8 protein-coding genes are annotated in these 11629 nt (G+C 66.2%); 4 read left to right on the top strand and 4 right to left on the bottom strand.

Annotated elements, in window-relative coordinates; translation table 11 throughout:
- Positions 1–58: 58 nt before the first annotated feature.
- The 4 genes from ACFTR6_RS21790 to ACFTR6_RS21775 form a co-directional block, all read right to left on the bottom strand.
- Positions 59–1336 (bottom strand): RNA polymerase sigma factor, encoded by a 1278-nt coding sequence (locus tag ACFTR6_RS21790; protein ID WP_076797982.1) that lies wholly within the window; start codon positions 1334–1336, stop codon positions 59–61.
- Between the two features lie 333 nt (positions 1337–1669).
- On the bottom strand, positions 1670–3208 hold the full coding sequence (locus tag ACFTR6_RS21785; RefSeq protein ID WP_377959444.1) for a DUF4192 family protein: 1539 nt from the start codon (positions 3206–3208) through the stop codon (positions 1670–1672).
- A 194-nt stretch (positions 3209–3402) separates the two neighbouring features.
- Positions 3403–4743, bottom strand: coding sequence for a nitrate/nitrite transporter (locus tag ACFTR6_RS21780; RefSeq protein WP_377959443.1), 1341 nt, complete (start codon positions 4741–4743; stop codon positions 3403–3405).
- Positions 4744–4836: 93 nt separating this feature from the next.
- Entirely contained in the window at positions 4837–5775 is a 939-nt protein-coding gene (locus ACFTR6_RS21775; RefSeq protein WP_377959442.1) for a proteasome assembly chaperone family protein, read from the bottom strand.
- A 260-nt stretch (positions 5776–6035) separates the two neighbouring features.
- On the opposite strand from ACFTR6_RS21775, the gene ACFTR6_RS21770 reads away from it, so the two are divergent.
- From ACFTR6_RS21770 to ACFTR6_RS21755, 4 genes are all read left to right on the top strand, one after another.
- A complete protein-coding gene (locus ACFTR6_RS21770; protein WP_377959441.1) occupies positions 6036–7553 on the top strand; it encodes a leucyl aminopeptidase in 1518 nt (505 codons plus the stop codon).
- A gap of 260 nt (positions 7554–7813) precedes the next feature.
- A complete protein-coding gene (gene lpdA / locus ACFTR6_RS21765; protein ID WP_076797987.1) occupies positions 7814–9196 on the top strand; it encodes a dihydrolipoyl dehydrogenase in 1383 nt (460 codons plus the stop codon).
- A gap of 118 nt (positions 9197–9314) precedes the next feature.
- Positions 9315–11060: a 2-oxoglutarate dehydrogenase, E2 component, dihydrolipoamide succinyltransferase gene (gene sucB, locus ACFTR6_RS21760; protein WP_377959440.1), complete on the top strand. Its 1746-nt coding sequence runs from the start codon at positions 9315–9317 to the stop codon at positions 11058–11060.
- Positions 11061–11234: 174 nt separating this feature from the next.
- Entirely contained in the window at positions 11235–11585 is a 351-nt protein-coding gene (locus ACFTR6_RS21755) for a hypothetical protein (protein WP_076797989.1), read from the top strand.
- Positions 11586–11629 lie beyond the last annotated feature (44 nt).

Raw genomic sequence — 11629 nt, 5'->3', positions numbered from 1 at the left:
CTGCCGGATTTTCCGGCAGCGGGCCTGGCCTTTGTAGACGTTCCTAGTCCAGAGCTTCCTAGTCCAGGTAGTCCCGCAGGACCTGCGACCGGGACGGGTGGCGGAGCTTGGACATGGTCTTGGATTCGATCTGACGGATGCGCTCACGGGTAACGCCGTAGACCTTGCCGATTTCGTCTAAAGTCTTCGGCTGGCCATCGGTGAGGCCGAACCGCATGGCGACGACGCCGGCTTCGCGCTCGGACAGGGTGTCCAGCACGGAGTGCAGCTGTTCCTGCAGCAGGGTGAAGCTGACAGCGTCGGCCGGCACCACGGCTTCGGAGTCCTCGATGAGGTCACCGAACTCAGAGTCGCCATCTTCGCCGAGCGGGGTGTGCAGCGAAATGGGCTCCCGGCCGTACTTCTGGACCTCGACGACCTTCTCGGGGGTCATGTCGAGCTCGAGCGCCAGCTCTTCGGGAGTGGGTTCGCGGCCCAGGTCCTGCAGCATCTGACGCTGGACTCGGGCCAGCTTGTTGATGACTTCCACCATGTGCACCGGGATACGGATGGTGCGGGCCTGGTCCGCCATGGCACGGGTGATGGCCTGGCGGATCCACCACGTGGCGTAGGTGGAGAACTTGAAGCCCTTGGTGTAGTCGAACTTCTCGACGGCGCGGATGAGGCCGAGGTTGCCTTCCTGGATGAGGTCCAGGAACAGCATGCCGCGGCCGGTGTAGCGCTTGGCCAGCGAAACCACGAGGCGGAGGTTGGCCTCGAGGAGGTGGTTCTTTGCGCGTTTGCCGTCGTGGATGATGAACTCAAGCTCGCGCTTGTACTTCGGATCCATGGAGCCGTCGTCGGCGGCAATCTTTTCTTCGGCGAACAGGCCGGCCTCGATGCGGAGCGCGAGGTCCACTTCCTGTTCGGCGTTAAGGAGGGCTACCTTGCCGATCTGCTTCAGGTAGTCCTTGACGGGGTCAGCCGTGGCGCCGGCCGACATGACCTGCTGTACAGGTGCGTCGTCGTCATCGGCGTCAGAGTAAACGAATCCCGAACCGGTAGGCGCTGCGGCTTCCTTGCCGGCCTCGTCGGGTTCATCGACCAGATCGGCGGTGTCGGGCTGTACGTCGTCGAGATCCTCTTCGACATCCATGTCGGCATCGTCATCGGTGGCAGGGCGGCTTCCGGCAGCTTCGGCTGCAGCCTTGGCTCCGGGCTTGGGTCCGCGCTTCTTGGGCTCGGGCTTCCCAGCGGCTCGGGTGGCTGCACGCTTGGCGCTGGATGCCGCCGGCTTCTCCTCGGCAGTGTCAACGGCCAGGGCGGCGGGTTCCTTCTTCGCGGAAGACGGGGTCACAGAAAACCTTTCTAGCGGCGGTCTGTGGAGTCACCTTCGGGCAACACCACTATGACCCTGTCAAGTCCGTGATTCACATCAGATGCAACCGAACGACAGAGCCACTAAGTAGAACTGCCGGGGCGGCCGCAATGTTCCCGCTTGGGGTCCACTGCAAGCACTGATTCACGGACCCAACCGGGTCTCGGCCTCCATTGTCTCATGATTTTCCGAACCGGGGGCCGAACAGCGTGTAATAGGCCCTTCGGGTGGTGCGCGTTGCCCTCGACCCTCCCTCATCCGGGACGCTCATCCCGGACGCTCATCCCGGATGTTCATCAGGGACGCCGGGCCTTAGGCGGCGTCCGATCCAAATTTCTGCCATGCGGCCTCACGGCGCCCGGCCCAGCCACAGATGGTTCCGCGCCGGACCACTTCGGACAACAGCTCGGCCAGCCGGTACCCCGGTCTGGCGTCCAGAGCCCGGGTCAACGAGGCGTGCGCAAAGGAACCCCTCCCCCGGCACCATTCGATCCAGCCGTTCGCCGTCAGCGCCGCAGCCTGCGCCTCACCCCCGCCATACGACGACAGCGCCTGCATCAGGCCCTCGAGGCGTTTCAGCGCGTCCCAGTCCGGCACTGGTGGACTCAGGCCGAGCAACACTTCGCCGTAGCCGGGCACCGCATCGGGACCGCAACTCAAAGCAGCCCGGTGTTCCGGTCCAGCGGTGGGCGGGCCCTGTTCAGCGCGGCTGCCACACGGTTCAGTTGCAGGCGCCTCTGTTTCGGGTGCCCCTGCTTCAAGCACCTTTGCATCGAATGGCGCAGATCTCTTCGCGCCCCCGGTTGCCGGGCCCGAAGACCTACCCGGGATTAACCGCGGTTCCGGCAGCGGCGGGCAGGATACCGGCAGCCCGGATCCAGCAGAGAAGATTCCGAAGGCGTCAGCCCCCGCGGTAGCCGCGGCGCGCCCCGCTGCAGCCATTACCAGGACCGCGTCTCGCCAGGCTGGCACGCGAAGGGAAGCACGCAGGAACCCGGCAAGTTCCGGTGCCAGGACACCGCAGCCCGAACCGCCTGCACGAGAGCGGGCTGCAGGTGCAGCGGTGGCGGCTGGTTCGGCGGCAATTGGCCCCTCCCCAAGTGGGCCCGACGGTGGTGACCCGGTCTGGGCGGACCCGGGTCCAGGCGAACTGGACGCAGGCGAAGCGGCAACAGGTGAAACCGCTTCCAGCGCGGCGGACCAGGCGTCGAGGACGGCGTCGAACTGGGCCCGTAAGCTGCCCTTACCGGCCAGGGCCAGGCTCCAGCGCTGTTCGGCTGCCATGACAGCGGCAGTGTCGGCTGCCGGGACGCCCACGCTGCCGGGCGCTGCGGTCCCGGGCGGCGCGCCGACGCTGCTGCCGAGGTACACCATCTCCGCGTTCAGCCGGCTGTCCCGGATCTCGGCGATCGGGCGCCCCGGCTGCGGGCAGCAGCTGCTGTCAGTGCAGTACACGTTGCGCCAGTACTCGTCACCGACGAGCCAGGCATCCCGCACCGGCATGCCCGCCAGCCCGAGCGCGCATTCAAGATCCGCCAGCAGAGGCCGAAAGGACGGCGCTGCCCTCCCTTCCCGGCCGGCGCCGTCAAAACCTCCGTCGGCAAAGAAGGCCAGCAGCGTTCCGTCGGCTTCCTTGTCCGCCAGAAGGTACTCCGCCACAGTCCTGGCGAATGCTTCCCTTCCGCGGCGGCCGCCGCCCTCGGGGAGGTCGACCCGAAGCGTGGCTCCGAGACGCTTGCCCTGCATGGTCATGGCCACGAGGCTTTGCGACGGCCAATAGCCGAGACTGTGCGGGATGTAGCCCAGAATGTCTTCGGGACCGCTGATTTTGAGATGTTCCGGTGCTGTCATAGAAACAGCTTCCGGCGGCGGTCAGCGCCGGCGCCACGGTGGGCATTCCTATGTGGACAAGAGGCCCGTTGTGGACAAGGGGCCGGTGTTGCGGAGCAGTGAAGTTGCGGAGCAGTGAAGTTGCGGAGCAGTGAAGTTGCGGAGCAGTGAAGCAGCTGCGGGCCGCCAGCAGCGGACCCCGGCGGCATCATTGCCTAATCCCGGGAGGGAGCCTTGCGGCGGGCGATCCGTTCCCGTCGCTGCTGGGCCATTGCCTGCAGCAGCGGCGGCACCACGACGCCCTGGGCAGCCATCTGCCGGCGGACCTTGCGGCGCACCACCAGCATAGCGACGGAGCCGACGCCGAGGAGCAGGAAGTGCACGCAGAGCGCAATGCGGAACGGCTCCAGTCCATAGAGCTCCCCGCGGGAAAAGCCCGTGGAGTTGAGGATGTCCAGCACGGCACCGATCAGGTAGATGGCCATGAGCGCTGCGAAGAAGCCGCCCACGTTGACGATCCCCGTGGCGGTGCCGATGCGGTGGGCCGGATTGAAGGTGCGGGCGAAGTCGAAGCCGATCATGGAACCCGGGCCTCCGATGGCCAACACCACGATCAGGACGGCCAGCAGCCACAGCGGGGAGCGGCCGGGATACAGCAGCACAGCCGCCCAGGCCGCCGCGGTTGCGCAGACGAGGAGCAGGACCATGGTGGAGCGCCGCAGGGGGTGCCGGGCGACAAAACGCCCAATCAGCGGCCCCGCACCGATGGCGCCGGCCACGTAGAGGGACATGAGCGAGGCGACGGTGGCGGCGTCGAGCCCCTGCGCCGAAATCAGGAACGGGTAACCCCAGGTCATGGCGAAAACCGTGCCGCTGAATTGGATGGTGAAGTGGCTCCACATGCCCAGCCGCGTGCCGGGCTGCTTCCAGGCGCGGGACAGGGAGACACCGGTGGCACGCAGCCCCTTGGCCGCCTCCTGTTTCGGCGTGCCAGGCGGCATGTCCTGCAGCATCAGGACCACCAGTACGACGGCGAGCCCGGAGAAGCCCGCCAGCGCAAGGAACGCGGGGGTCCAGCCCGCTGTTTGCAGGATGAAGGCGAACGGCACCACGCTCAGCAGCTGGCCCAGCTGCCCGGTCATGCCGGTCAGCTGGGTCAGCAGCGGAACGCGGGCGGGCGCAAACCACAGCGGAATCAGCCGGATGACGGAGATGAAGGTCATGGCATCACCGGCGCCCACAAGCACCCGGCCCAGCACACCGGCCGGGACGCTGTCGGCGAATGCCAGCTGCAGCTGGCCCAGGCCCATGAGCAAGGCACCGCCGGCAATCATGGCGCGCGAACCGAAGCGGTCCACCAGGACGCCCACCGGAATCTGCAGGGCGGCGTACACCAGCAACTGCAGCACCGTGAAGAAGGAGATCGCCGAGGCGCTGGCATGGAACCGCTCGGTGGCCTCCAGCCCGACCACGCCGAACGACGTACGCTGCGTCACGGCCACCAGGTACGCGAAAATACCGGTGATCCAAATGAGCCAGGCGCGGGGTGCAGTCACCCTTCAATTATCCCCAGCCGGGACAAAAATACTATTTATTTTGCCCGATTTCCGCCCCGTCGTGACGAGTCTTATGCACCCCAGTGACGGGGCTTACGAAGCCGGGTTCTCTCGAGCCAGGTAGGCCTCCACCGCAGCGCCCAAAGCATCGCCGTCGGGCAGTTCGTCATTCTCGTTGGCAAGCAGGGAGCGGCGTACCGTGCCCTCGGCCTTTTCGTCGTAGCGGGCCTCCAGGCGGGAGACCACCTGCTGGACTTCCTCCGACGCCTCGATCTGCTCGGCAATCTGCCGGCCCACCTCGCGGCCGGACTCGCGGAGCCGGTCGGTCGGCAGCATCAGCGAGGTGGCGGCGCCCAGGTACTCCAGCCCGGCGACGGCCGCAGTGGGATATTCGGCCTCGGCCAGGTAGTGCGGCACGTGGATGACATACCCGGCAACGTTGCGGCCGGCGTCGGTCAGGCGGAGTTCCAGGACATGCCCGACGGCGGCAGGGACTTCCACGGTCGGCTTCCAGGACGAGATGCCTTCAATCAGCTCCGGCCGGTTGCCGTGCACGGTCACGCCGACCGGACGGGTGTGGGGCACGGGCATGGGAATGGAGTGGATCCAGGTCACCAGGTTGACGTCAAGGGCTTCGACAATCTGCACCACGGCACGGGCGAAGCGTTCCCACTGCAGGTCCGGCTCGAAGCCGGCGAGGAAGAGGAAGGGCTTGCCCAGCCCGTCCACCAGTCTGTACAGCGCCAGCGTGGGCGGCTGGTAGTCCTGCAGATGGTCCTCAACAAAGGTCACGTGCGGGCGCCGGGACCGGTAGTCCATCAGCTGGTCGGCGTCGAACACCGCCACACGTTCGGAGTCGAGCGTGTCCAGCAGCTCGTCGGTGATCTGCCGGACCACGTGGCCGGCGTCGGCGAAACCGGTGAAGCCCATCACGAGGTTCAGACCGCGGAGCTCGGGGTTATGGAACAGCCCAATGTTCTTGGCGTAGAGCGCGTCGGGGTCCAGCAGCGAGCCGGAAATCCTTTCAAACACGGCGAGTTCCTTTCGTGGTCGGGGTTAATCTTCATAACGCCGGGGAGAGCGGCGTCATTCCACGGGCAGCTGTGGCGCGCCTCTCAGCAATCCGGCAGACCGGCGCTCTCCGTCAATTGCCGACCGCCATCGCAGCGGTGCCTTAAGGAAACCGTGCCTTAAGGAACACGGGCAGCCAACCGAGCCCGGGGCCACCGAGAGACTACGATCGGGAGTGGCTTCCTGCCCGAACAATCACAGAGAATTGAGGACCGATCCTCGTGGTCAAGAATACTGAAATCAACCTTAGTGCCATTGCAAGGGACCTGAAGAAGGCGGCAAGTGATGCGGTGGTCATCGGCGTCGGACAGGGCAACGACGGCCCGTTCCTGCTGGAGAACCCGCTGACTGCGAAGTCCGTCGAGGCCCTGGCGGACTCACTGAAGGTCCTGGGCATCACGGGAGCTCCGGACCAGGCGGTCCGCCTCCCCGGCCTTCCCGAGACAGGCTCCGGGATCCTGGTATTGGCCGGCGTAGGCAAGGTCGACGCCGGCGGAAGGCTTTCCGGCGAGGCACTGCGCCGCGCTGCCGGCTCTGCCGTCCGCCAGCTCGCCGGCCTCTCCTCTGTGACACTGGCTTTCCCGACGGCGACTGTCGCCGATGTTGCCGCCGTGGCTGAGGGTGCCGCGCTGGGCGCGTACTCCTTCACCGAATTCCGATCGTCCAAGGACGGTCTCAAGGACCCCGTGGCCAACGTCGCGATTTTCACTGACGTGGCCGGCGACAAGGACCTGGAGGCAGCACTCGACCGTGCCCGCCTTATGGGCAAGGCCGTCAACGCCACCCGCTCGCTCGTGAACCAGCCGCCGAGCCACCTCTACCCCGAGTCGTTCGCGGATGCCGCCAAGGAACTGTCCAAGGGCCTTCCGGTCAAGGTCACTGTGTGGGATGAAAAGCGCCTGGAAAAGGAAGGGTTCGGCGGCATCATGGGCGTCGGAAAGGGCTCGACCCGGCAGCCGCGCCTGGTCAAGGTGGAGTACTCCCCCGCCAAAGCCACCAGGAAAATCGCCCTGGTGGGCAAGGGCATCACCTTCGACACGGGCGGCATCTCCATTAAGCCGGCCCTCGGCATGGGTGACATGAAGAGCGACATGGCGGGCGCCGCCGTCGTACTTAATACGGTCCTGGCCATCGCCGGCCTGGGCCTGCCCGTTAAGGCGACCGCGTGGCTGTGCATCGCCGAGAACATGCCCTCCGGCGCAGCGTCGCGTCCCGCCGATGTGCTGACCATGTTCGGCGGCAAGACCGTGGAGGTCCTGAACACGGACGCCGAGGGCCGGCTGGTCATGGCCGACGGCATCGTCGCGGCAAGCCAGGAGTACCCGGACGCCATCATCGACGTTGCCACCCTGACCGGCGCGCAGCTGATCGCGCTCGGCAACCGCACCGCCGGCATCATGGGTGCGGACAGCGTGACCGGCCCGCTCAAGGCGGCCGCCGACCGGGCCGGCGAACTCGTGTGGCCCATGCCGCTGCCGGAGGAACTGCGGCCCAGCCTCGACTCCCAGGTGGCGGACATTGCCAACATCGGTGAGCGCCACGGCGGCATGATGACGGCGGCCGTGTTCCTGCGGGAGTTCGTGGGCAAGGACAAGAACGGGCAGACCATCCCGTGGGCCCACATCGACATCGCCGGCCCCTCCTTCAACAACGGCGCGCCCTACGGCTACACGCCGAAGCAGGGTACCGGCTGCACGGTGCGCACCCTCGTTGCCTACGTGGAGGATCTCCTGGCCTAGGCCTCTTACCCACGCAGGGCCGTGCGTCGCGCGGCTGTGCGGCGGCGTGCTCCACTCGCCACACAGCCGCGTGACACTCGACACAAAGCGCTCCACAAAAGCACCGGCAAGGTGGAGCATGGATAAGTGGTTCGCTAAGGTGAACCACGGTAGTCACAAATGAAAGGGAAAAAGCCTGCTGGCATAATCACGGCAGGGCAAATTTCCAAGACCAGATGATGCGTACTCTCGCGTCATCATTCACGCGAGGGAGCGTCTAAGTGGCCGATCAGGCAACTGCGCAAGAATTCGACATCCTGGTACTCGGTGGTGGCAGCGGCGGGTACGCCACGGCTCTCCGGGCCGTTCAGCTTGGCTTCACCGTTGGCCTCGTGGAGAAGGGCAAGCTTGGCGGCACCTGCCTCCACAACGGCTGCATCCCCACCAAGGCACTGCTGCACTCGGCCGAACTGGCAGACCACGCCCGCGACTCCGCGAAGTACGGCGTGAACGTGACGCTCGACAGCATCGACATCAACGCTGTCAACGCCTACAAGGACGGCATCATTGCCGGCAAGTTCAAGGGCCTGCAGGGCCTCATCAAGTCCAAGGGCATCACCGTCATCGAGGGTGAAGGCAAGCTCCAGGGCACCGACACCGTCGTCGTGAACGGCACCGCCTACAAGGGCAAGAACATCGTGCTGGCCACCGGGTCCTACTCCCGCACGCTGCCGGGCCTGGAAATCGGCGGCAAGGTCATCACCTCCGACGAAGCGCTGACGATGGAATCCATCCCGAAGAGCGCCATCATCCTCGGTGGCGGCGTGATCGGCGTCGAGTTCGCTTCCGTCTGGAAGTCCTTTGGCGTCGATGTCACCATCGTCGAAGGCCTGCCCTCCCTCGTCCCGAACGAGGACGCGACGATCGTCAAGAACTTTGAGCGCGCCTTCAAGAAGCGCGGCATCAAGTTCTCCACCGGCGTCTTCTTCCAGGGCGTCGAGCAGAACAGCGACGGCGTCAAGGTCACCCTCGTGGACGGCAAGACCTTCGAAGCCGACCTTCTGCTCGTGGCAGTCGGCCGCGGACCCGTCACGGCCAACCTCGGCTACGAAGAAGCCGGCCTGACCATCGACCGCGGTTTCGTCATCACCAACGAGCGCCTGCACACAGGCGTCGGCAACATCTACGCAGTCGGCGACATCGTCCCCGGCGTGCAGCTGGCGCACCGCGGCTACCAGCAGGGCATCTTCGTCGCCGAAGAGATCGCCGGCCTCAAGCCCGTCATCGTCGAAGACGTCAACATCCCCAAGGTCACCTATTCCGAGCCGGAAATTGCGACGGTCGGCTACACCGAGAAGGCCGCCAAGGCCAAGTTCGGCGACGACCAGGTCGAAACCCAGGAATACAACCTCGCCGGCAACGGCAAGAGCTCCATCCTGGGCACCAGCGGCCTCGTCAAGCTGGTCCGCCAGAAGGACGGCCCCGTCGTCGGCGTCCACATGATCGGCGCCCGCATGGGCGAGCAGATCGGTGAAGCCCAGCTGATCGTGAACTGGGAAGCCTACCCCGAGGACGTGGCCCAGCTGGTCCACGCCCACCCGACCCAGAACGAGTCCCTGGGCGAGGCACACCTGGCGCTGGCCGGCAAGCCGCTCCACGGCTAACGTTCCGCAAGACAACAAGGGCCCGGTGCACCCGGCTCAAACAGCAGGTGCGCCGGGCCCGAACAATGCAGCAATTCATCCGCACTTTTTAGATCAATAAAAGGAGAACGGGGACGACATGTCTGAATCCGTTAACTTGCCCGCCCTCGGTGAGAGCGTCACCGAAGGAACTGTCACCCGCTGGCTCAAGCAGGTAGGTGACCGGGTAGAGGTGGACGAACCGCTGCTCGAGGTTTCCACCGACAAAGTAGACACCGAAATCCCCTCTCCGATCGCCGGCGTCATCGAGGAAATCCTCGTCGCCGAAGATGAGACCGCTGAAGTCGGCGCCCCGCTGGTGCGCATCGGTGACGGCTCGGGCGGCGGCGCCGCTGAAGCACCCGCCCAGGAGGCACCCGCTGAGGCTCCGGCTGCGGCACCCGCTGCAGCTCCCGCCGAGGAGGCCCCGGCAGCTCCCGCCCAAGAGGCCCCCGCCCAGGAAGCACCCGCAGCACCGGCATCCTCCGGCGAAGGCCACGAGGTCACCCTCCCGGCCCTCGGCGAGAGCGTCACCGAAGGTACCGTTACCCGCTGGCTCAAGGCTGTTGGCGACAACGTCGAGGTTGACGAGCCGCTGCTTGAGGTTTCCACCGATAAAGTGGACACCGAAATCCCGTCCCCCGTGGCCGGCACGCTGCAGGAGATCCGCGTCAACGAGGACGAGACCGCCGAGGTTGGCTCTGTCCTCGCCGTGATCGGCTCCGGCGCCGCTGCTCCGGCTGCCGAAAAGCCCGCTGAGGCACCTGCCGCACCTGCCGCGGAACAGCCGGCACCGGCTGAGCAGCCCGCCCCCGCCCCGGCAGCAGCCCCCGCACCTGCCCCGCAGGCTGCACCTGCTCCCCAGGCAGCCCCCGCACCGCAGGCTGCACCGGCTCCCCAGGCAGCCCCGGCAGCAGGCGCAGAGTCCGGCTACGTCACTCCTCTGGTCCGCAAGCTCGCCAACCAGCACGGCGTGGACATCTCCTCCGTCTCCGGCACGGGCGTTGGCGGTCGCATCCGCAAGCAGGACGTCCTGGCCGCTGCTGAATCCAAGGCTGCTCCGGCCGCAGCGCAGGCAGCCCCTGCCGCAGCGTCCGCCGCTCCGTCGGCTGCAGCGTCCTCGCTGCGCGGCACCGTGCAGAAGGCACCGCGCATCCGCCAGGTCATCGCCCGCCGCATGCGTGAGTCCCTCGAGGTCTCCACCCAGCTCACGCAGGTGCACGAGGTCGACATGACCAAGATCGCCAAGCTGCGCCTCAAGGCCAAGAACTCGTTCCAGGCCCAGAACGGCACCAAGCTGACCTTCCTGCCGTTCATCGCCAAGGCTGTGGCCGAGGCCCTGAAGCAGCACCCGAAGCTGAACGCCGCGTACGACGAGGACAAGCAGGAGATCACCTACCACAATGCCGAGCACCTGGCGATTGCGGTGGACACTGACAAGGGCCTCCTGGTTCCGGTCATCTCCGACGCCGGCAACCTCAACCTCGCCGGTCTCGCCGGCAAGATCGCTGACGTCGCCGGCCGCACCCGCGACGGCAAGATCGGCCCGGACGAACTGTCCGGCGGCACGTTCAGCATCACCAACATCGGTTCTGTCGGTGCGCTGTTCGACACCCCGATCATCAACCAGCCGCAGGTCGGCATCCTGGGCACCGGTGCAATCGTCAAGCGCCCCGTGGTGGTCCAGGACGAGAACGGTGACGACTCGATCGCCATCCGCTCCATGATGTACCTGTCCCTCACCTACGACCACCGCCTGGTGGACGGTGCGGACGCGGGACGCTTCCTGCAGACGCTGAAGGCACGCCTCGAAGAAGGCGCGTTCGAAGCGGACCTGGGACTCTAACCAACAGGACTGTTACCAGCAGCCAATAACGACGGCGGTGCGGGCGCCGGTGGGATACCACCGGAAGGCCGCGCCGCCGTCGTTTTTTGGCGTCCAAACCCGCTCCGCGAACCCCCGCCAACTAAGGGCTGTGTCTTACTACGGCGTGTAGAAGCATCTGGCTAGACTGGTGCCATGAACATCGTCTATAACGTCATGGTCTTCCTGCACATCGTCGGCGCCGCCATGATCGTCGGCATCTGGATCGGCAACATGAAGAAGCCGACCGTCCACCCCCGGCAGTTCGACGGCGCAGCCCTCCAGCTCCTCACCGGCATCGTGATGATGGGCCTGATCCCCGCACTGGATATGGACGCCAACTACGCCAAGCTGGGCATCAAGTTCGCCGTGGCCCTGGTCGTCGTCGTCCTGGCCTTCATCGGCCGCCGCAAGTACAAGAAGGGCGAGCCGATCTCCACCGGCCTGGCCCATAGCGTCGGCGGGCTGGCTCTGCTGAACGTAGCCATCGCCACGCTCTGGCAGTAAGCGCCCGCCTGCTCAAACGACGACGGCGACGCCCCCTTCCGCGG

It is taken from the genome of Arthrobacter sp. NPDC057009 (assembly GCF_042673905.1).
In the GTDB taxonomy this organism is placed as follows: Bacteria; Actinomycetota; Actinomycetes; order Actinomycetales; family Micrococcaceae; genus Arthrobacter.
This window is presented reverse-complemented; position numbering and strand designations above follow the sequence as displayed.

Excerpts from the sequence above, each read along its gene's own strand:
- ACFTR6_RS21785 (WP_377959444.1), bottom strand. The coding sequence starts at position 3,208 with ATGACAGCACCGGAACATCTCAAAATCAGCGGTCCCGAAGACATTCTG.
- sucB (WP_377959440.1), top strand. The coding sequence starts at position 9,315 with ATGTCTGAATCCGTTAACTTGCCCGCCCTCGGTGAGAGCGTCACCGAA.
- ACFTR6_RS21755 (WP_076797989.1), top strand. The coding sequence starts at position 11,235 with ATGAACATCGTCTATAACGTCATGGTCTTCCTGCACATCGTCGGCGCC.